17 protein-coding genes are annotated in these 21,638 nt (G+C 35.9%); 10 read left to right on the forward strand and 7 right to left on the reverse strand.

What is annotated here, in order from left to right; translation table 11 throughout:
• Positions 1-100 precede the first annotated feature (100 nt).
• Genes ACY650_RS17740 through ACY650_RS17755 form a run of 4 tightly spaced genes read left to right on the forward strand, consistent with a single transcriptional unit; the run spans position 101 to position 6,804 of the window.
• The gene (locus tag ACY650_RS17740) at positions 101-2,977 is read left to right on the forward strand and encodes a class I adenylate-forming enzyme family protein (protein ID WP_462249546.1); all 2,877 of its coding nucleotides are present in this window, start codon (positions 101-103) and stop codon (positions 2,975-2,977) included.
• The gene (locus ACY650_RS17745; protein WP_462249548.1) at positions 2,958-4,790 is read left to right on the forward strand and encodes an AMP-binding protein; all 1,833 of its coding nucleotides are present in this window, start codon (positions 2,958-2,960) and stop codon (positions 4,788-4,790) included. Before ACY650_RS17740 ends, ACY650_RS17745 begins: the two co-directional genes overlap by 20 nt.
• A gap of 7 nt (positions 4,791-4,797) precedes the next feature.
• The gene (locus ACY650_RS17750; RefSeq protein ID WP_462249550.1) at positions 4,798-5,673 is read left to right on the forward strand and encodes a hypothetical protein; all 876 of its coding nucleotides are present in this window, start codon (positions 4,798-4,800) and stop codon (positions 5,671-5,673) included.
• 3 nt (positions 5,674-5,676) lie between these two features.
• Positions 5,677-6,804, forward strand: a complete 1,128-nt coding sequence (locus ACY650_RS17755; RefSeq protein ID WP_462249552.1) for an MBOAT family O-acyltransferase — start codon at positions 5,677-5,679, stop codon at positions 6,802-6,804.
• A gap of 155 nt (positions 6,805-6,959) precedes the next feature.
• Here ACY650_RS17755 and ACY650_RS17760 read toward each other — a convergent pair whose 3' ends face one another.
• Positions 6,960-7,355 carry a DUF1987 domain-containing protein gene (locus ACY650_RS17760; RefSeq protein WP_462249554.1) on the reverse strand — a complete coding sequence of 132 codons (396 nt, stop codon included), beginning with the start codon at positions 7,353-7,355 and terminating at the stop codon, positions 6,960-6,962.
• Between the two features lie 164 nt (positions 7,356-7,519).
• Positions 7,520-8,029: a hypothetical protein gene (locus ACY650_RS17765; RefSeq protein WP_462249556.1), complete on the reverse strand. Its 510-nt coding sequence runs from the start codon at positions 8,027-8,029 to the stop codon at positions 7,520-7,522.
• Between the two features lie 130 nt (positions 8,030-8,159).
• Here ACY650_RS17765 and ACY650_RS17770 point away from each other — a divergent pair, with 130 nt between their 5' ends.
• Positions 8,160-9,101, forward strand: coding sequence for an ATP-binding cassette domain-containing protein (locus tag ACY650_RS17770; protein ID WP_462249558.1), 942 nt, complete (start codon positions 8,160-8,162; stop codon positions 9,099-9,101).
• A gap of 4 nt (positions 9,102-9,105) precedes the next feature.
• On the opposite strand, the gene ACY650_RS17775 is transcribed toward ACY650_RS17770, so the two are convergent.
• From ACY650_RS17775 to ACY650_RS17785, 3 genes are all read right to left on the reverse strand, one after another.
• Positions 9,106-9,516, reverse strand: a complete 411-nt coding sequence (locus tag ACY650_RS17775; RefSeq protein ID WP_462249560.1) for a hypothetical protein — start codon at positions 9,514-9,516, stop codon at positions 9,106-9,108.
• 341 nt (positions 9,517-9,857) lie between these two features.
• On the reverse strand, positions 9,858-10,484 hold the full coding sequence (locus ACY650_RS17780) for an EF-hand domain-containing protein (RefSeq protein WP_462249562.1): 627 nt from the start codon (positions 10,482-10,484) through the stop codon (positions 9,858-9,860).
• A 90-nt stretch (positions 10,485-10,574) separates the two neighbouring features.
• On the reverse strand, positions 10,575-11,432 hold the full coding sequence (locus tag ACY650_RS17785; protein ID WP_462249564.1) for a winged helix-turn-helix domain-containing protein: 858 nt from the start codon (positions 11,430-11,432) through the stop codon (positions 10,575-10,577).
• Positions 11,433-11,560: 128 nt separating this feature from the next.
• On the opposite strand from ACY650_RS17785, the gene ACY650_RS17790 reads away from it, so the two are divergent.
• Genes ACY650_RS17790 through ACY650_RS17800 form a run of 3 tightly spaced genes read left to right on the forward strand, consistent with a single transcriptional unit; the run spans position 11,561 to position 17,228 of the window.
• Positions 11,561-14,578 carry a glycosyltransferase family 117 protein gene (locus ACY650_RS17790; RefSeq protein ID WP_462249566.1) on the forward strand — a complete coding sequence of 1,006 codons (3,018 nt, stop codon included), beginning with the start codon at positions 11,561-11,563 and terminating at the stop codon, positions 14,576-14,578.
• A gap of 31 nt (positions 14,579-14,609) precedes the next feature.
• Positions 14,610-15,584 (forward strand): phosphotransferase, encoded by a 975-nt coding sequence (locus ACY650_RS17795; RefSeq protein WP_462249568.1) that lies wholly within the window; start codon positions 14,610-14,612, stop codon positions 15,582-15,584.
• Between the two features lie 57 nt (positions 15,585-15,641).
• Positions 15,642-17,228, forward strand: coding sequence for a phytoene desaturase family protein (locus ACY650_RS17800; protein WP_462249570.1), 1,587 nt, complete (start codon positions 15,642-15,644; stop codon positions 17,226-17,228).
• 62 nt (positions 17,229-17,290) lie between these two features.
• Here ACY650_RS17800 and ACY650_RS17805 read toward each other — a convergent pair whose 3' ends face one another.
• Entirely contained in the window at positions 17,291-18,352 is a 1,062-nt protein-coding gene (locus tag ACY650_RS17805) for an alkane 1-monooxygenase (protein WP_462249572.1), read from the reverse strand.
• A 75-nt stretch (positions 18,353-18,427) separates the two neighbouring features.
• Positions 18,428-18,961: a TetR/AcrR family transcriptional regulator gene (locus tag ACY650_RS17810; protein ID WP_462249573.1), complete on the reverse strand. Its 534-nt coding sequence runs from the start codon at positions 18,959-18,961 to the stop codon at positions 18,428-18,430.
• 101 nt (positions 18,962-19,062) lie between these two features.
• Here ACY650_RS17810 and ACY650_RS17815 point away from each other — a divergent pair, with 101 nt between their 5' ends.
• Together ACY650_RS17815 and ACY650_RS17820 are read left to right on the forward strand one after the other, a co-directional pair.
• Entirely contained in the window at positions 19,063-20,412 is a 1,350-nt protein-coding gene (locus ACY650_RS17815; protein ID WP_462249575.1) for a DUF1800 domain-containing protein, read from the forward strand.
• Positions 20,406-21,590: a DUF1501 domain-containing protein gene (locus ACY650_RS17820; RefSeq protein ID WP_462249577.1), complete on the forward strand. Its 1,185-nt coding sequence runs from the start codon at positions 20,406-20,408 to the stop codon at positions 21,588-21,590. The genes ACY650_RS17815 and ACY650_RS17820 overlap by 7 nt, the downstream gene beginning before the upstream one ends.
• Positions 21,591-21,638 lie beyond the last annotated feature (48 nt).

Consider the following 21,638-nt stretch of genomic DNA (forward strand, 5'->3'; position numbering starts at 1 on the left):
TGAGGGCGGTTAATATTTGCTGACTTATTACATGAATAAGTTATTTTTTAGTTAACTACATTGACTAATTTTCCGGCTTGTTTTTTCACTCAGCCGTAATATGCAATTCCATTGTTTAGTATGTAAGTCAGAATTGACCTTGTTTGCGAAAAGTCCTGAATTAGAGGGCAATTCAAAGGATGGGTATTTGGAATGTCCAAACTGCACAATAAGTACACCCATAGTAAATGGAATAAAATTCTTCAATGAAACAGATATTTCCATTCATTCTGATCCGTATACAGAAACGGATAGGATAAAATCTAACATTGAAAGTAAAAGGAACGATTACGAAAAATTTATATCAGCTAAAATAAGCAAAGGTCTAGTTGATCCATATTCTGCGTTTCAACCCTTTAATGAATCTTCTCGAGCATTTTATCCATTTATAAACTTATTAGTTGACAAAGTTTTGAAGCCTGGTGATGTGATATTAGACACCTGGTGTAGAACTGGTTGGAGTGGATATTTTCTAGCTTCTATGTTTCCTGAGCAGCACGTTATATCGATTTGGGAAGGCAATCAAGATGTGTTGGGGTACCAAGGGTTTGATTTTTGGTATTCAGAAGAAAGAAGACCTAAGAACTTAGAAATAGTATATCACGATCTAGGTAAGAAACTGCCTATTGAAGATAACGCTATAAAATTTGTTTATGGATTAGATACTTTGCATCGATATGATCAATCAGTATTAGTTTCTGAATTGTTAAGAGTGACAAGTGAGGATGGTGTGATCATTTGGCCACATATACATTTGACTAATTCTGATCCAGCTCCATTTTTTGAAAGAGGAGAGAGGCAACTACATGGATTGGATTATCAACGTTTTTTTGATAGAGTTTTAAGGAATAAAAGCAAGAAAGCGTATGTCCTTTCTGAGCCTGCAATGTTCTCACTTTCAAGTGAACAGATATTAGAAAGTACACCTGATACCGTAGATTATAATGCAATTATTGCAGTGTTACCCGAAAGTCTTATAGGGTCAACGCTAGCACCTTTTTGCTATGAAAATGAAGACTTTAATCGCTTATATACACTTGTAAATCCCTATTTAAAAATTGATTTAAATAATCAAAATGTTGTTCTTGATCCTGAGCATTTAAATGGGGTTGTTGGAGTAATGTTAGATCGTCATCCGATCTATCATCGAAAAATTGAAGGTGCTCATAATTATAGATTGTCAGAGCTTCAGACTAAAATCATTTATCTAGCTGAAAATGGATATTCTAATTCAGAAATTATTCATTCATTGCGTATAACCGAAAATGATTTTTTTGAAGCTGTTAAACAACTTTCAGAGGTTGAGATTGTTCATATACTCCCCTTAGTTGCCAATGCTGTAAATCTTCAGCAGTTCCATGGTGCTAAACGGGCACCTAGTGCTCCATTCAAACATACATTAACTCAGCAAAGAACTAAATCGGGCAAATCGTTTACTTCACAAGCTGTTATTATTAATGATGAAGATGGAAGTGAGCTTTTCTATAACGATACAAGTTTCCTGATTGAAAACATCCAATCGTTGCTCTTAGAGAAAACTTCCCCTGGTGATTGTTTATTCGTGTGTTCTAAGCCTCATTTCGAATCTGTTCTAGTTTTTTGGGCTGCTTCAGAAATTGGATTAAATGTATGCATTTTAAATACAGAAATGCCTATAAAAATGAAGCTAGAGTTAGAGAATGAGCTATTACCGAAGTTTGTGTTTTTGGATAAACAATTACATAACGAATTTGCACAATCATCAACTAGTAAAATAGTAGTATTCGATGAGGAAGATTCTGATTCATCTGATATTCTATGGTTTTCAGAATGGATGGAAAATACAAATGGTGAAGCATCATTTGCTAAGAAAATTATCAAGCCCGATTTCATTGCTGCAACCTTATTTACATCCGGAACAACTGGAAAACCTAAGGGGATCAAGTTAAGTCATTCATCATTGTATCGAAGCGGCGAATTACTTTCTCAATTTTATCAATGGAATAGTGATGATAAACTTCTCATGGTGTCTGAGTTGGATTCAATGAGTGGTCTAAGGAATGTGTGTATAGCGACACAATTTGCAGGGGTAACAATTGTAATTCCTAAATACAGTTCTGATTCACCCAAAATATTTTCTATTGTAGAAACAATAGCGAACCATCAGGTTACATTATTATCTACCACTCCAGCATTAATTCGTCAGTTTATCCAGTTAGGTGAGAGGATAAAGAGAGAACTTAAAAGTGTAAGGCAGGTTATTTGTACAGGAGGTGCTCTTCCTGTAAAGGTAGCTGAGAAATTCTCAGAGATTTTCGGGATAGAGATTATTGATTATTATGGCTTAACGGAGACAACGGGGCTTTGTATTAGTAACCCTTCTGAAACATCGCATGAGAAAGCTGGATCTATTGGATTGGCAGTAAAGTCTGTTGCTCAAATTGTATCCCCCGAGGGAGAATTAATGGCACCAGGAGAAGTCGGCCGTCTGCGTATTTATAATGATCGCTTAATGAGCGGATATATGAACCCGCACGAGGCTTCGAATTTATCAGTAATGGATGGCTGGCTATATACTGGAGATCTTGCTTATATGGATAATGATGGCTATTTCTATTTGAAGGGTAGAGAAAGAGAAATTATAAAAGATCACTCAGGAAATGTTATCTACTTATCAGAGGTTGAAAATTGTCTCCTTGAAAGTGAATATGTTAGTGAGGCAGTAGTTTGTTCAGTTATTATTGATGATATCGAATATCTGGGAGCATTTTTGATCGAAACAGTTGAAAGTCCCAAAGATCTAGCGTCCAAGTTAAAGTCTTATGTCGCGGAAAAGCTTGGACCTAACAAAGCGCCATATTTCATAAAATTTATGGAGAAATTGCCTGAAACAATCCGAGGTACAATCGATAAAAAATCACTAATTGCCACTTATTTAAATGAAACCAGTAAAGGATAGTTTTAAATCACTCATAAATCAAGCATCAGAAAGTTCAATTTCAAGGAAGAACTTCTTGATCAATGAAAATGAGACATATACTTACGGTCAGCTCATAAGTAATTTAAGAAAGCTTCATTCGCATTTTTCTCACAAGGGAATTAATACTGGAGACAAAGTTCTTATTTCTCTAGAGAATGATTTCGAGATGATTTGTATGTCTTTGGCGGTTATATCTTATGGAGCCACAGCTGTAATCATGGAGCCTTGTACAAATTTGAATCGCGCAAAAGTTATTCTTTCCGCCTCTGAAGTTAATGGTTGGGTTGTAGATAGTAATTCGACTTTTAAAAATAATTTACCCAATTGTGATCTTGAACTAGCTTTGGAAAGGCCATTGAAATCAAAGGGTGTCTTAAACAAACTTTTAAAAAAGAAGGAAGAAGAAGAAGCACGGCAGACGTTAAGCTATGTACTTTCAAAAGAAGAAGAACTTGATATCAATCGTGAAATTGATTTAAATCAACCTGCTACTATCATTTTCACATCAGGAACAACATCAGATCCAAAAGGAGTTGTTTTGACACATGGTAATATATTGACTCATTTGAAAACGCTTTCAGAACAATATGAGTTGAATACCAATTCTGTTATATCTAATATACTGCCATTATATCATGTAGATGGCTTTTTCCAAGGCTCACTACTGGCATTTTACAATCGTATAGTTCTTTCTAGACCTGTAAGATTTGAAATTCAAAGAATAGATGATCTCTTACATTCTATATATAAACATCGCGTTACGCATTTCTTTTCAGTACCAACGATTTTGAAATTGATTAATGAATATGGTCAGGATTGGAATGATAGTTTTGAAACCGAAGATTTTAAGTTTGTTATCTCAAATGCAGGATTTCTAGATGAGACATTGTGGAAAAAATTTATGACCAACTTTAAGGTAAAAGTTCTTAATTCATATGGCTTGACGGAGACAGTGGCGGCGGGTATATTTTGTGGCACTACAGATGATAATTGGCGTATGGGTTCCATAGGCAAACCTCAAGATTTGGAAGCTAAGATTATAGATGAAAATGGTGTAGAAATAGAGATAAATCAAATAGGTGAACTATGTCTGAGAGGAAGTAATATAATGCCCAGTTACCTCATGCCTACAGACAATCCTGATGCAGAGGGATGGTTTAGAACCGGGGACCTTGCAATGAAGGATTCTGATGATTTTTATTACATAAAAGGACGACTAAAAAATCTAATAATTCGAGGTGGTATCAATATTTATCCTGATGAAGTAGTAGAAAATTTGAGCCTTCATCCAGAGATTGAAGATTTACATGTTTATGGTGAACCCGATGATGTATGGGGTGAGCGTGTGGTTGCGGTGCTCGTAAAAAAAGAATCATCACCATTTGATGAAATGTCGGTGCTTCAATTTTGTAAAGAAAAATTGGATGCTACTGTTACTCCTGACGTAGTTCATTTTGTAGAGAAAATACCAAGGGGTATTTCAGGAAAAGTACTTGGTAAAGAAGTGAAGAGTATCATTGAAAAGTTACAAAATCAAAGTGCTGAAAATCAAAGTAATGGATCATTACAAGAAGAAATTATTGAATTAGCCATGAAGTGCTTTAATACTGGCATAACAGTTGAACAAGTAAATGCTCCGTCACAATCAATACAAGGGTGGAATTCTCTCGAGCATCTTCAATTTGTCACTATGATAGAAAAGACCTTTGATATTAAATTGGATACGAGAGAGATAATGAATATCACAAGTATTTCAAAGGCTATTGATTTGGTAAGAGATAAGCTTAATTGAAGTATACGTGAATAAACCACCTTTATACCTATGGCTTATATGTGCTTTAATATCCTTCTCTGTAATATTGATTTTAAATATTTATAGCAAGGATATACGTCGCTACTTTTTCAGTAAGCCCATAGGGATCGCATTTGATAGAGTTAACGAAGATTCTGCAGATATAAGAGTACTTATTTTAGGCAGTTCCTATGTTCGTGAGGCACTTAGCGATCCGAATGTGATGTCTAAACAAATATCCAAAAATGATAGAAACATAAGTTATTCATTTGTGAAATTAATAATGGGAGGTGCTGGCTTAGATGATTTTGTAGACAATGCTTACCTATTCAAAAAAATAGAACGCTATGATCCACATTATATTTTACTTCAAGAATCAACAGTTTTTTTCTATAATGAACAAAAAATTGAAGCTCTAGGGTTAAGAAGGGATCTTTCACCAAGAATGATCAGAACTTGGCTTTCAGGCTCAAGAGAATCATATATCAGGCAGCAGAGTAATCATTCAAATACCTTTATAAATGATTCGTCTCAGTTGGCTACAGATATTGTCTTAGATAGAATTGTAAGACCAGATGTATCTATGTTGAAAGATTTTCTCGATAAAATAGATGCTGAATTGATTTTGCTTCATATACCACTTCCTGGTCAGCTGGAATCTCTAAAAGATTCCTTGAGAAATACAGAAGACTATGTTAATAATTTCAAGAGGATCGAGTCAAAGTCAGATATCCATATGTTCAAATATGATAAGTCTATGGCTTTCAAGAATTACTATGATCAAGCGCACATGAACGATATGGGAGAGAAGGAGTATACCAATTGGTTTTTAACCAAGTTGCATGAATTTCATCTATCAAAAGTTAATATTCAAAACAACTAGATCTTGGAAGAACTATTTGAATTTATTGGCTATTCATTTATTGTCGTTCTAATCTATTGGTTGGTAAAAGATAGCCTGAGAATGTGGGTCATAATTTCTTCATGCCTTCTTTATGTTGCATATTATGATATAGAATCTTTCTTGATACTTACCACTTCAAGTTTATCTACATTTTACTTTTTAAGAAATCAGAAGAAATATAATTACATCGCCCTATATGTGATCCTAGCGCTTGTTAGTCTGTTTGTTTTTTATAAAATGAAAACTACCTATGATCAGGGAGTCTTCAAGGCAGCTCTTCCTTTAGGCTTATCTTTCTATTTGTTTAGGCTCATTCACTTTGCCATTGAATCATTTAAGTCAAATACCCAAAAATATTCTGCCCAAGATTTTTTCGCGTTTATGTTTTACCTGCCGGTGATCACGATTGGTCCACTAATAAGAATAGGAGAATGGCTAAAAGAGGTAAAACGTAAGAGATGGGACCCTCAACTATTTTCAGGGGGGCTAGAACGTATACTTTACGGATGTGTGAAGATTGTCATTATGGGCAACTATTTATTTACCGTTAGACTAGGCTATTTAATAAGTGATATTTCGATTAACAATAAATGGTTGGCTGCTTACCTTGAATGCATCAGTTATGCTGGTAATTCCTACATGCAATTTGCCGGATATTCAGATATAGCAATTGGATTTTCTATGCTTTTCGGAATTAGAATATTAGAAAATTTCAACTTCCCATTTCTTGCATCAAATATTAATGACTTTTGGAAGAGGTGGCATATTTCATTATCTCAATGGTGCAGAGACTACATTTTTACTCCAATAGCTTCTTACACACGTTTACCTTGGATGGCTGTAATTGCGTCGATGCTAGTTTTAGGACTTTGGCATGAATTGTCTCCTCGATATGTAATCTGGGCATCATTTCATGGGATAGGTATTGTTATTTGGAATTTGTATAGCAAGTATTTTAAAAACCAGTATCCAGGATTCTTAGGAAAAGTCTATGACGGTTTTAGTATGTTGCTGACTTTTAACTTTGTTGTGGTAAGTTTTGCCTGGATTAAAGAAGATTCAGTTTGGGATTCTGTACAAGTTTTTAAGACCCTTTTAGGATTAGGATAACATTATGTATCAGTTTTTAAGAAATAAGTTGGGAAACAGAATTGCGAATGCATTAATAGCAGTCTGGTATATAGTACTATGTGTTCTGATATACTATTTTAATTCGGTGCCAGCAGGAAATTTCAGATATTTAAACTACTAGGAAAAGTAAGGTCTTAGGCACTTCTTTGATACTGATCAGGATGGAATTCAATAAACTTAAATGGAAGATCAAGTAGATCACTGTAGTCTTCTCCAGCTTCTAACATGTCTTCATCATCTTCTTCGTAATACCATCGAACTATTACTTCTTTCCCTTTATCAGATAGAGACTTAATTTCCTTCAGAAGATCGTAAATGCATTTGGAAGAACTTGTATTGAAGTATTCCATCTTGATTCGGACATCCAATGTATTGCCATTGATTTGATTTGCTAGCACATCTTTGATTGGATCATAAAATTGAATGGAATTTTCAGGACTTGATCGTCCATATATTTTAAAGACCCCTCTGTTAGGATCGAGTAAAACTGCTGGCGTGTTTCTAGTAGGCTGTATTTTGATTGGTTCCATTGGTATCTTCCTTCAAGTATAAATAGAATAAAAATATTGGAAAACAACACATTCTTTTAGCTGAGAAGTTATTAATGTTCGTTTAGCGGTTTATCTATTCTGATAAACCAAAATACCTTATTGTAATTATAACGTCAATTTGATCTAAAATAATTCCGTAGTTATCAATCAAGCTTTAAATGATGGATATGTTCATCTATTAAATCAATTCTCTTGGTGACATTTATAACATACTTTCCAAGTTCTTTTTCAAGTTTCTCGATTTCCTTATAGTAGTCAGATCCACTTTCCTTTGAGTATGTTTCTTCTATTTCATTGAACCTCTTACACTCATCACCTAAAAAGGCTTTGAAATTAGGAGTCGTATAATCTGTTTCTACTGTTAAAATGTCTTTTAATGTAGCAGCAGCTTCTTTGTCTTTTACATTAGCATACTTTTCACTTACTATACCATACAGAAGGGTATCATAGTGGTGGATTTTATCTAGTAGTCCGATAGTCTTATCTCTATATACATCTGATGTGCAGTAATATTTCATACCAGAGTACTTTTGAAGAGCTTCAGCTTGCTTATCCCATTTGATTGTTAAATCATCAACGATTGCAACAATATCTTCTTGTGATTTTGCTGTTAATGACAGAAAGCAGAATAAGGTTAGGGTCAAGTATTTCATAATTTGATGGTTGATTAATAGTGAATTCAATTTAGAGTATTACCAAGATGTTTTATCAGATTTAGTCGAGATAAAACCTAGATTTTTCGAAATCACCATAGCTTAGTCCTGTAAACAGAAATCCAGTTAGATGTCTTTAATATCACTTCAAAATATCAAGAAGAGCTACTCTGCAGACTATGAAGCATTAAGTTTTGAAAAGCTTTCAATTAATAAGAGCAGTAAAATTGGAATAGCCGGGTCAACTGGATCTGGAAAATCAACCTTGCTTAAGGTAATAAGTGGCCTGGCAAAACCCGAAGATGGCATTGTGCTTTATAATGATGAGAATGTATATCCTAAGCTTGATCGATTAATCCCTGGACATCCTCAAATGGCATATCTTTCGCAAGTATTCGAGCTGACAAAATTTGTATCTGTTTTCGATTTTCTTGATGTATATGCACACAATGAAGATGATGTTACTAGCATCTCATCTCTTTGTAGAATAGATCATTTACTATCAAAAGGGACATTAGAGCTTTCAGGCGGTGAAAAACAAAGGGTAGCTCTGGCCAAGGTACTCTTGCAGGAACCCGAAGTTCTTCTCTTGGATGAGCCATTTTCTAGTTTAGATCCCCATCACAAATCGTTGATGAAAGAAGCGGTTAATAATATTGAAAAAGCAATTGATGCTACTGTATTAATTGTATCACATGACCCAATAGATATACTACCTTGGGCTGATGAAATACTGGTTATGAAGTCTGGGATGCTAGAGCAGAAGGGGAGTCCGAAAGAAATATACTATCAACCGATTAACACTTATGTGGCAGGATTATTTGGTGAGTATATCGAAATTCAAATGTCCCAATGGGTAGAGAGTGAAGATCATTTATCATTGATCGTACGACCCGAGCAGTTTTCCATCGTTAATTCTGAGGGCTATTCTGCCGAAGTTCTTGATGTACAATTTAAAGGGAGTTATGATTTAATTATAGCACATTGTAATTCACAGATAATTAAAACCTTGGCCCCATCAGGTCAGTATAAATCAGGAGATATTTTGTGCATTAAATTGAATATTCAATAGAGGCTTACTGATATTCTTCATTTCGAATGGCAATGGCAATTTGCCTAACAACAGTATCTAACTCCGTAGTACAACTTCGAAGACTTTCCAGCATACTTGAATGCCCATATTCATCTAAAGATTTGGCATCGATGACTTGAATAAGCCCAAGGAGTTTAGCTATTGGCGCCCGTAACAAATGGGCATTGATGAAAGCATACTCTTCAAGTTTACGATTCTTCAATTCTAGTTCATTGTTCTTGTCATGGAGCTCCTTAGTTCTAGCTTTAATTTTTATTTCAAGCGTTTCGTTGATAGCGTTGAGAGATTCGTTTAATTCTTGCACTTTTAGGGCCTGGTTTGCAAGTATTATTTGCTGATTCTTAATTTCGCTATTCAGACTTTGCAAACGGCTATTTGCTCTGGCTTTTCTCATGTAGTTGTAGTAGATAAGGGCTGAGACTATTAGCATGAGGATGAAGCCTCCAATAAATGTGTCCCTAATCCAGATCTGCTGAATTCTGCTCTGTTCATGATTGATATTAGAGGATTTAAGTTCCTCTTTAGAATACGTCTCTAAGTAGTGGTTGTAAGTGGATCTTCATTTTCCAGAACAATAGTACCAGTGCTTTGGGATAGCAAAGTGCTGAAGCAAAAGACGCTTGCAATATATAGAACCGTTATTTTCATTAGCTGGTGGAAGTATTAAACTAACTTAAAACGGATTGGTTTTCAAATTCTTAAAAATTATTTAAGAATCTATTCTACAGAACTGCATTATTTATGGTTCAATTTTTTTGAATCTTCACGCGTGGCAGCGATCAGCTTATTGAAATAGTCTTGAGATAAATTTCTAAACTGACCAAATACATAACTGTTGATCGTTGCATTGCTTGCAGAAAAGTAATTGCTGATGGCTTCATATATCTCAACCTTACTAAGGACTCCATCTTTGTTTATATCCATCTGTTTGAATGCAAATATTGTATTTGCTCTATTCAATCCAAGAATTTTATAAAGTGCTTCGAATTCATCAAAATCGATGAATCCATCTCTGTTGAAATCAAATAGATCAAAAAGGAAGCGTACAACCGAAAGCGAGAACCATCGAATGAAATAGGATTCCTTATCTATTTCATTGTTCTTTTTTATGATATTGATCCATTGCTGGATGTTAATTCTACGTTTTTTTCCTTTAGTAGCCTCTATGAGAAGCCGATCAAAATTTTTAAGCGCTATATAACGCAGGTAATTTGCCTGTGAGTCTGTGAATAAGTCAGGCTTCGTTCTGATCAATCGATCGATAATCTCATCAATATCTTCGGGTTCTAATACGCCATCACGATTTACGTCAAGCGCATAGAAGAAAAACATCCACTTTTTTATCTTGTCTTCGAGTCGCACATTAATAGGCTTGGGTTACTAAGCTATCAAAGGTTGAGGACATTTTGAGTGGTTTTTGGGCTATAAAGTAAGAATTAGTAAGTGCTGTATCTATTTTTTCACATGAAGTCGATAGCCAATTGATCTCAGATTTTCAATTTTTAATTTGTCATCTGCACTCAAATACTTTCGTACTTTGGAGATAAATACATCCATACTTCGGGCAACAAAAAAACCGTCCTTTTCCCAGATGGTTTCAAGGAATACCTCTCTGTTTATTATTTGGTTGGGGTTCTCAAATAGCAGTTTTAATATTTGATTTTCCTTGTAGGTCAAGCGATATGTTGAATTTTCAACCTCTAAACTTTGATTGTGGAAATCAAGGCAAGTTTCACCCAAGCGAATTTGGTTTCTATTCACCAAAACACCGAGTCTTGCGTTTGTAGTATGGTTTTTAATATAATAGTAGATCCATGAAAATAGTGCCAGCATAGCCACTACGAGGAACCATACATTCATTTGTCCATATAAGTAGGTCCTTCGTGCAGGAAAAAGAACAGCGAAATTTTTATTCACTCCCAGATCTGGTTCATAGTCGCAGTTGGAAATTGAAGCTGGAGGTGTATCTGAAGCTTTGATATAATTGCCATAAACCAATGAATCATCTTCGGCATTATAGATACCAATTTCATAGTCTAATCTTAAGCCTCTTGCATCAAATTCTTGTTGGATGAGTGTGTCTATTTCTTTGTTAGAAATGGCGCTATTTGTGGAAACATAAAAAAGGTTAGGAGATCGTTTTTCCACCGTTGCCTTCTCACTCATCGTATCTGCTACAGAAAAAAGCGCTACCGATACAGAGTGATCAAATTGAGAAGCGTTAGCTTCAATGGCTTCAGTCAACCAGAAACTGAAAATACCTATTAATGACGCTGCGACTACACCGCCAGATATAAGTAGCTTTTTCATTTGAGTTTTATTTTAAAATTAGCTTTGATATGCTCCAGTTTAAAGGAATAACTTCTTTTTAACTTTCATTTAACACTTCTTTACACAGCTTAACTAATCAAATAGTAGTGCTAGGATATGCTTGCTGAATGAAAATCACTTTATCAAACAGCAAAAAAGTATACCTAATTATAAGCATCATTCTACAAGTTGTTGCGCTTGTACTAATGAAGCTAGATACATCACCGCATGGCTTTAGTTCACTTTCTTTAACGATAGCCCCAATTTTATTGTTTATAGGGTTAGTACTGCCTGTATTCATATTCTCAGATGTGAGCATGAAAAGTGTTAAGAGTTGCATTTACTCTGAACCTCTTTTGTCTTTTGGATTTGGATTGTCTGTCCTCGTTCCGTTAGTAACTTACATTTTAACCATAGAACCGACGGCCTCTATTTGGGATTGTTCTGAGACTATCGCTACCGCATATAAATTGCAAGTTCCGCATACTCCCGGAATACCTCTTACTTTACTCATTGGAAGATTATTCTCTCTTTTAGCTTTAGGCAATGTTGAAAGGGTTGCCTTTTACATTAACCTCATGTCTGCAGTATTCTCAGCCTTGAGCATTGGTATTACTTTCCTGATAACCATGCACTTTGGTTGTAGAATTTTGAATAACAAGTTTGTGGTTCTGATTGGTAGTTTAGGAGGAGTATTATGTTTGACCTTCTCAGATTCATTTTGGTTTTCTGCCGTTGAGGCAGAAACATATGGACCTTCTATGTTCTTTATGACACTTCTAATTTGGCTTTCTATCAAAGCGAATGAAGGAAATAAAATAACAAAGCATCTAAGACTATTACAGTTTGCTTACATTCTGGGTTTGTCTTATTGTATTCATCCAATGTGTATCCTAATTCTGCCGGTATGTGCATTGATATGGAGAGATAAAAAACACTCTTTTAATTGGAAATATGTTATTGTTTCTTGTTCGATTGGAATCGGGGCAATTCTGATTATCAGCAAAGTTGTTGCTGTCGACTTATTCGAGTGGGCGTTTCGAATAGATCTCCTGATGGTAAATATATTTTCACTACCCTTTTATTCGGGAGTGATATTTCTCTTACTTTTTCTTGCTGGATTGTTCATCATTCTATGGTTTAAGTTCGAAAAAGCAAGGTTGTCAATCCTTACGTTTCTCATGATTTTATTCGGCTTTTCACCTTATTTGATGCTGTTTGTAAGGTCATCTAAAATGCCCCCAATCAATGAGTTTACGCCAAGTAATTTGGCCAAAATAAAGCCTTACATGAATCGTGAATCTTACCCAAGTCGTCCTCTGATATACGGACCCTATTTTGATGCAGAGATTGAAGACACTTCGACCAAAGCTAAAAGTTATGTTATCAATGAAGATCGATACGAAGAAATTGGGACTATTCCTGAGTATCACTACACAGAAGACAGATTAACCATTCTTCCTAGGATATACAGTAACGATCCCGCGCACATAGCAACCTATAGACAATGGACAGGCCTTGCGAAAGGAGAGAAGCCAGGCTTCATTGAGAACGTCCAATTCATGATTAAATATCAGCTTGGTGAAATGTATTTTAGGTATTTGCTATGGAATTTTTCTGGTAGAGTGAGTGACGAAATGCATGCTGGATGGTTGAAACCTTGGCAAGGTCTCCCTGATCGATACGCTGAGAGTTACTCGAGAGCCACCAACCAGTATTTCATGATCCCACTCATAATTGGCTTTTTTGGACTTTTTTACCACTATAAAAAGGATAAAAAAGGCTTTGTTGCTAATCTGTCATTCTTTCTGATAACGGGTCTTCTTTTGGCTGTATACTTAAATGCGACGCCAAATGAACCACGTGAGCGAGACTACATATATGTTGGATCCTTCGTTTCCTTTAGTGTATGGATAGGCATAGGTATTATGTCTATGACACAATTAATAAGTCCTAAAAATTCAAAGTATCTGGCGTTAATTGTATCATTAATCATTCCATTATGGATGTTTCATCAAAACCTTGATGATCACGATCGATCTAGTCGTACATTTCAATTAGCCAACGCAAGAAACTTACTAGACAGCTGCGAAAAGAATGCGGTTTTATTTACCGGAGGAGATAATGATACATTTCCCCTTTGGTATCTCCAGGATGTTGAAGGATTTAGAACCGATGTAAGAGTCAAAGTGATGAGTTACTTCAATGCAGATTGGTATATCAATCAATTGACTCGCCGGTATTACGATTCGCCCCCTTTAGCATTGACACTTAAAAAGGCTTACAATGAATATGGACCATACAATCCGCTCTACATATATGAAAAGACCGATTCGCCTATTCTTTGGGATAGGTATATGGAAGCACTCAAAAGGGAGAGTCAACAGTTAATATTGCCAGGTACAAATGAGAGTAAATTCTTCTATTTACCATCAAAGAAAGTCATAATTCCTACTTCCAAAGGAGAGCTGAAGGTGACTATTAATGGTAGGACGTTACCTAAAAGTGAATTAGCAATTCTTGATCTGATTTACAGCAATGATTGGCAGAGACCCATTTATTTCAATTTTACAGGGCTAAATAGTCTTCAGTCTGATTTACGTCCATATTTGATACAAGAAGGCCTTGTCTATAGGCTAAAACCGTCTGTCAATTCTTCGGATGAAATACCAATGGATATTGAAAAAAGTCAGCTAAACCTAGTAGATAAAGCAGACTATTCGAACCTCAATAATGAAAGTGTTTATTTCAATCATGAAGACTATGAAGCAAGAATGATCATGCCTACCAAGTTTGCTTTTAACAATTTAATAAGAGCGTGTCTTGAAAAAGGAGAGATGGACAGGGCAAAGATGTTGGTTTTATTTGCATTTGATCATTTATACCATGATCACCTTCAAGCATCATACGCAGATATACAACTTGGAAGTGCTATGAAGATCTTGGATATGGATGATGAGGCTCAGGCACTTGTAAATGGAACATTTAGCTATTTTGTTGATAGAATCAAGCGACAACTAGCACTTTCCAATGACTATTCACAGAATGATCTGCTGGTTCTGCAAGAAGCGACACGTTTTCTAGCTAATCCTCAAAGAGTGAGTGAATATGAAAGCATATTAGAGCGAATAAAGAATTCTTTATGAGTTCCTGATAAAATGATTCAATTTAGAACTTATGTTGAATGTTGAAGAGCATATTTTGAAAGCCACAAATGCTAGTGATATTCTAAATAAAGAATCCGTTCAAGAATTGTGGAGTGGGTATGGTGAGATTATTAGGTATTTTTTGCAGAATGGGGAGCATTCTTCAGTGATAGTGAAATACATAAGATTTCCTGAGGAGGGCAAGCATCCACGTGGTTGGAATACTACTCTATCTCATGAAAGAAAGCTTCATTCCTACAAAGTAGAGATGCGATGGTATGAAGACTATGCACCTCGATTGAATGATATGTGTAAGGTTCCTCAATGTCTTCATAAACATGAAGAGAATGATGAATTGCTAATAATACTTGAGGATTTAGACGCTTCTGGTTTTAATAAGCGAATTCACCACGATGATTCTACTATAAGAATCGCTAAGCAATGTTTGAGATGGTTAGCTGGTTTTCACTCTGAATTTATGAATACAGATTCACATGGACTTTGGGCATCTGGTACTTATTGGCATCTAGCAACCAGGCCAGATGAACTTAAAAGGATGCGGAACATAGATCTTAAAAGTTATGCATCTGGTATTGATGAACGTCTATCCTCAGCCAAGTTTCAAACTTTTGTACATGGTGATGCTAAACTTGCAAATTTTTGCTTTGGCGAAGGAGAAAATATAGCTGCAGTAGATTTTCAATATGTAGGAAAAGGATGTGGAATGAAAGATGTTGCTTATTTAATAAGCAGCTGCTTTTATGAGAATGAATGTATTGAATATGAAGATGAGTTGCTAGACTATTATTTCTCTCAGCTTGAATTAGTAATTGATAAACACATTAATTTTCAGTTACTTAAAAATGAGTGGAGTCAATTGTATAAGTATGCATGGGCTGACTTCTATAGATTTCTCGATGGGTGGAGTCCGGGGCATTGGAAGATGCACAATTACAGTAGAGCAATTGTTGATGAAGTTATTGATGAATTGAAAAGGACATCATAAATGAAGATGACTTATCTTGTCAAATGCTGATTCTATTTTCATTTAATCAAAATCGCAATGGTTCAATCGTACAAACAAAAACATGAAATTTCAAATCACTATGATGCCATATTAATTGGGTCTGGTATGGGTTGTTTGGCAGCAGGTGCATGCCTTTCGAAAGAAGGAAAAAAAGTACTCTTACTAGAGCGCCATTATACCGCTGGTGGATATACACATGTTTTTAAAAGGAGAGGTTACGAGTGGGATGTTGGCATACACTATATAGGAGAGGTGAATAGAGAAAATGGAGTACTGAAAAAACTCTTTGATCACATTACGGATGGAGAACTAAAGTGGGCAGACATGGGAGATGTTTATGATCGAATTGTCATTGGTGATAAGACTTATGATTTCAAAAAAGGAGTTGAGAACTATAAAAATCAGCTAAAAGAATATTTTCCCGAAGAAGCACAAGCTATTGATGCATACGTAGATCTTGTTTTTCAAGTATCTAAAGCAAGCCGTAAATACTTTGCTGAAAAAGCTGTTCCAAAAGGAGTTCAGACTTTGATGGGTAAATCTATGCGTAAGCCGTATCTCAAATATGCAACTAGATCAACTCTCTCTGTCTTGAATGAGCTTACTGATAATAAAGAACTCATAAAAGTTCTTACAGGACAATATGGAGATTATGGCCTGCCACCAGCACAAAGTAGTTTCGTAATGCATGCATCCATTTCAAAGCACTATTTTCATGGAGGGTGTTTTCCTGTTGGAGGATCTTCAAGAATAGTAGAGACTGTGGATCCAATAATAGAAAAAGCAGGAGGAACAATTCTCACGAATGCTGAAGTAAAGCAGGTGAAAATTAATGATGGCAAAGCTGTGGGTGTAGAAATGAACGATGGCAGTGTTATCACATCCGATTGTGTAATTAGTGGAACAGGATTTATTAATACCTACACAAAACTTATTCCTGAGGACCTTATTAACAAGTATCAAGTCAATGATCAACTGCAAAAGGTCAATCCTTCGGCAGCACATGCGTGTTTGTATATTGGATTAACTGGATCACCAGAGGAACTGAAGTTACCTAAGGCAAACTATTGGATCTATCCCGATGATCTGGACCACGACGCCTGTGTTGAACGATACAGCAATGATTTAGATGCACCATTCCCAGTTGTTTATATTTCATTTCCCTCAGCAAAAGATCCAACCCGGAATGAGCGATATCCTGGAAAAAGTACGATAGATATAATTACTGTGATGCCTTATGATATTTTTCAACAGTGGGAGGAAACACGTTGGAAAAAGCGAGGTGATGAGTATGAAACACTGAAGGAAAAGTTCTCTCAAAGATTACTTAATGAACTATTCCGTCTTGAACCACAACTCAAAGGAAAAATAGATCATTATGAGTTGTCAAGTCCTATTACCACCAAGCACTTCATGAATTATGAGCGAGGTGAACTTTACGGAATTGATCATAATCCAGAACGTTATGAGAATCGTTTTCTCCAGCCTCGTACACCAATTAAAAACTTTTTTTTAACAGGTCAGGATATTGTAACAGCAGGCGTTGCGGGAGCACTTTTTGCTGGGTTTTTAACGGCTTCTGCTATTACAGGCAAAAATCAAGTTGAGAAAGCAATGATGTGATTTTGATTGATCCTATATTCTAATTGTATGTGGGCTAGCTTTGCCAAAGCTGGCCAATTCGACTAAGCCAAATGCTTTCCTTCTTGTGACTCTTTGTAAGAAGCAATTTTTCTGTGCATTACTTTAAACCAGATAGGAGGGAATAGGGACATGATCATCATGCCTGGATACCCTGTCGGCATTTGTGGGCTTTCGTCAAAATGTCTCAAAACCTGGTAAGGCCTGCTTGCCATAAAATGGTGATCAGAATGTCTTGACAATTCTAACAGAACTAAGCGACCTAATGGGTGATTTGAATTCCAAGAATGGATCGGTAAAGTCCTCTCATATCGTCCATCTTTCATTTTTCGCTGCAATCCGTAATGCTCGATGTAATTCACGGTCTCTAGTTGTAAAAATCCTACGGCTGCGCCACCAATGAAAAGTAACATAACCTGTATTCCAAAGAAGTATCCAATCACAGCGATAAGGACAAGCTGAAATATTTGGAATCGAATCATCTCATTGTGAATGCTGATAAACGACTTTTTTATCTTCACTAACCTTTCCCTTTCTAATTTCCATGCAGAGATCCAACATCCGGATATTGTTCTTAAATAGAATGAATAAATAGATTCTCCATATCGACTGGAAGCTGGGTCTTCAACTGTAGCTACATTCTTATGATGTCCTCTATTGTGTTCTATAATGAAGTGCATGTATAATGAAGACAATAGTAACAGCTTACTCATGATTTTCTCACCTTTCGTGTTTCTATGGCCAAGCTCATGTGCATTGTTTATGGCTAATCCGCATGCAACTCCATATGCTAGTGTCATTCCTACCAATTCAAAAGTTTGCAGTCCACCCTGACTTACTTGCATAATAAAGTAACCAAGGATGAAATACTGAGCAGGCACAAGTCCGTAAAGTAAGAAGTCATATGTTCGATCTTCACGTGCAATCTCTTCTTGTGTCTTATCCATATTTTTGAGAGACCCGCTTGTAAACAACTCTAAGAATGGAATCAGACCAAATGCATAAATAATCGCAATGAAACTATACCACCCTCCCAGGTATAAAGAAGTCAGAACTGCAAAGGGTATGCTATACGCTGAAAGGTATTTTATCCATCTAATCTTCATTCTGATACAATTTTATTATCGAAGATAAGAAGAGATAACGATCTGTTTTAATCGGGTTCCGTCTAAAAACCTAGTTTATTTAACATGTTGGGTTAGTGCTTTTAACTCCTGCACATAGCCTCTTAACCATTCTAGAGACAGATTGGCCTCCTTTATTCTAAGTAAAAAATTATCACTTACTAAGCTGAGCAATGCATTTGAAAAAAGCTGCTTTTCCTCAAGGTTAAAGGCTTTGCTAATGGAAGTGACCAATGGAGCTTCTACCAATGCATATGCTTTTTCATGATGTGTTTTATAGGTAGGGTCGCTTTCAAGCTTTAGTTGTTTATGAAATAAAAAGTCTTGTTTATGCTCTAGAATAACATTGAGTACATCTGGATCTAAGGAATTGGCCGCCTCTATTTTTTGTCCAACAAGCTTCGAATTATCTATGTGCTGGTTCAGTATGTCATGTCTTAGCACCTGAATTTCACCAAAGTAATGATAGAATGAAGACTTATTCTTGCCTAGATCTCTTGCAATAGCTTCCACTGAAAGTCCAGCTTCTCCATGGGTTGCAAATCGACGATATCCCGCGTCTATCCAAATTTGTCGTTTATCACCTTTCATCCAAGGCTGTTAACTCAGTTTTTAAAATATAATAATAAGGATGACTTTTCGTAAAATCAATGTCAATTAAACCTTTCAAAAAAAATTCAGTCTAAGCATATATGAAACTTACCCAAAAGCAGGTGCAACATCTTTTGCTCCGATCAGGATTTGGTGCCGATTTAAAAACTGTAAATGACTATATCGGCCTGACACCTGAACAAGTTTATGAAGCAGAACTTAGAAGTTGCAAAGAAATCACGGAAATAAAAACAGATATGCCAAAGGTAGATCTTATGAAGATAAAAGGCATGTCTGCCAAACAAAGGAAAGTGCTTAAAGAGAAGGCAAGGGAGGCGTTGATCGAACTGAATACTAGGTGGATAAAGGAGATGGTTGGTTCTGATGGTCAGCTTCGCGAGAAAATGGCTTTTTTCTGGCATGATCATTTTGCTTGTACCTCTAGCAATCCGTTATTCCTGCAATCCTATCTGAGTATACTTAGAACCAATGCTATTGGCAATTTTGGTACGCTTTTGAGAGAGATCTCAAAAACGCCTGCCATGTTGCAGTATTTGAATAACCAGCAGAATAAAAAGACATCACCTAACGAAAATTTTGCTAGAGAAGTGATGGAATTGTTTACACTGGGTCGAGATAATGGATATACTGAAAAGGATATTTCAGAAGCCGCAAGGGCTTTTACAGGTTGGGGCTTCAATAAGGATGGAAACTTCGTATTTAGAAAATTCTTTCATGATTTTGATTTGAAAACAGTTTTAGGCCAATCTGGTAACCTTGATGGAGATGATGTGATTGACATACTTCTGAAACAGAAACAGACGGCAAAGTATATTAGTGAAAAATGGGTGAGATTTTTTGTGAACTATGAAGGAAATCAAGAATTAGTAAGAAGGATTGCTGATGAGCTATATAGAACCAACTATGACATTAGCTCTGCGCTAAAAGTACTTTTTACTTCAAATGAATTTTACGATTCTAAAAATCTTGCTAGAAGGATTAAGAGCCCGATTGAACTGCTAGTGGGTATGCAGCGTCAATTGCACCTTGAAATCGCCAATAATGAAAGCCTTATTTATCTGCAGCGTACGCTCGGCCAGATGCTATTTAAACCGCCAAATGTAGCAGGTTGGAATGATGGAAAAGACTGGGTAGATAGTGCAACTTTGATGTTCAGAGTTAATCTACCGCAACTCGTATTTAGGTCAGGACTTATTGATGCTGATGCAGTTTCGTATGACGATAATGATGCATTCAATCTTCGGGGAAAACTAAAGAAGTTAGAAACAGCGCTTGATACGACTTCAATGAACGAAAGCTTTTCCAATCTGTCTTTTGCGGACTTATCCCAATTTATCATTCAACCAGAATTTGAGAGTGAAACATCTAATGAAGGTTTTATCGATCAAATCATATTTCTGACGTCTAAACCAGAATATCAATTATGCTAAATCAAGATATATCGAGGAGAAGATTTCTTAAACAATCTGCTGTTGTTACAGCTGGATCATTTTTGTTGCCTTCATTTTTAAAAGCCAATCCACTTTCATTAAATAATGGTAAAAGACTGGTAGTCATTCAGTTATCAGGAGGAAATGATGGACTGAATACGATTATACCTTATCGAAATGAAATACTTGAATCAGTTCGGCCGGGCTTATTTTTAGGTAGAGAGAAGGTCTTACAGTTGAATGACGAGATCGGAGTGAATCCAGCAATGGAGGGATTAAATAAGATTTATGATCAGGGTGATGTATGTATTCTTAATTCGGTAGGATATCCTAATCCAAATCGGTCTCATTTTAGAAGTATGGACATATGGCATACAGCCAGTGATTCTGACGAATATGTTTCAAGTGGTTGGCTTGGTAGGTATTTGGATAATGAATGTACGGATGAGGATAACATCACTGGCATTGAAATGGGAAATATTTTGAGCATGTCAATGAAAGGGGAAAAGAGGAAGGGAGTACCATTAACAAACATCAATCAATTCTATAATTCATCACGGATGATTAATACTCCTGAAGCTAAAGATCATGCAAATGAAATGGTAGATTTTTTATATAAGTCTCAAGCAGATATTAAGAGTAGCGCTAAATATCTGTATGAAAAGAATAAAATCTATAAGTCTAGTAAAACGTATCCCAATAATTCCTTCGGCAAGGAATTAAAGGAAGTAGCAGAAATGATTATTTCTGGAGTTGAAGCGCCCATTTACTATGTTAGTTTAAGTGGATTTGACACGCATAATAACCAAAGAGGTCGACAAGACCGCCTTTTGAAAATCTATAGTGAAGCTTTATCAGTATTTGCTGATGACTTAAAGCAAAACGATAGGTGGAATGATACTTTGGTAATGACTTTTTCTGAGTTTGGGAGAAGAGTCAAGCAAAATGCAAGCAATGGGACCGATCATGGCAAAGCAAACAATTTACTTCTTATGGGAGGTAGTCTGAAGAAGAATGGTATTTATAATGAGATGCCTGATCTTTCTAATTTAGACGATGGAGATGTATCTCATTCGATAGATTTTAGGAATGTGTATGCCACAATAATTGATCGATGGTTGGAATCTGACTCTACTAGCATCCTTGGTCGTTCATTTTCAAACCTGCAGTTCATTTAGAAGATTTTGCATATCCGGTTAATGATTGTTAATCACTGATTTCAGACA

It is taken from the genome of Ekhidna sp. (assembly GCF_963691765.1).
Classification (GTDB): domain Bacteria; phylum Bacteroidota; class Bacteroidia; order Cytophagales; family Cyclobacteriaceae; genus Ekhidna.

Coding starts and splice junctions, on each gene's coding strand:
- ACY650_RS17740 (WP_462249546.1), top strand. CDS start 101: ATGCAATTCCATTGTTTAGTATGTAAGTCAGAATTGACCTTGTTTGCG.
- ACY650_RS17745 (WP_462249548.1), top strand. CDS start 2,958: ATGAAACCAGTAAAGGATAGTTTTAAATCACTCATAAATCAAGCATCA.
- ACY650_RS17760 (WP_462249554.1), bottom strand. CDS start 7,355: ATGGAACCAATCAAAATACAGCCTACTAGAAACACGCCAGCAGTTTTA.
- ACY650_RS17765 (WP_462249556.1), bottom strand. CDS start 8,029: ATGAAATACTTGACCCTAACCTTATTCTGCTTTCTGTCATTAACAGCA.
- ACY650_RS17770 (WP_462249558.1), top strand. CDS start 8,160: ATGTCTTTAATATCACTTCAAAATATCAAGAAGAGCTACTCTGCAGAC.
- ACY650_RS17775 (WP_462249560.1), bottom strand. CDS start 9,516: ATGAGAAAAGCCAGAGCAAATAGCCGTTTGCAAAGTCTGAATAGCGAA.
- ACY650_RS17785 (WP_462249564.1), bottom strand. CDS start 11,432: ATGAAAAAGCTACTTATATCTGGCGGTGTAGTCGCAGCGTCATTAATA.
- ACY650_RS17790 (WP_462249566.1), top strand. CDS start 11,561: ATGAAAATCACTTTATCAAACAGCAAAAAAGTATACCTAATTATAAGC.
- ACY650_RS17795 (WP_462249568.1), top strand. CDS start 14,610: ATGTTGAATGTTGAAGAGCATATTTTGAAAGCCACAAATGCTAGTGAT.
- ACY650_RS17800 (WP_462249570.1), top strand. CDS start 15,642: ATGGTTCAATCGTACAAACAAAAACATGAAATTTCAAATCACTATGAT.
- ACY650_RS17805 (WP_462249572.1), bottom strand. CDS start 18,352: ATGAAGATTAGATGGATAAAATACCTTTCAGCGTATAGCATACCCTTT.
- ACY650_RS17810 (WP_462249573.1), bottom strand. CDS start 18,961: ATGAAAGGTGATAAACGACAAATTTGGATAGACGCGGGATATCGTCGA.
- ACY650_RS17815 (WP_462249575.1), top strand. CDS start 19,063: ATGAAACTTACCCAAAAGCAGGTGCAACATCTTTTGCTCCGATCAGGA.
- ACY650_RS17820 (WP_462249577.1), top strand. CDS start 20,406: ATGCTAAATCAAGATATATCGAGGAGAAGATTTCTTAAACAATCTGCT.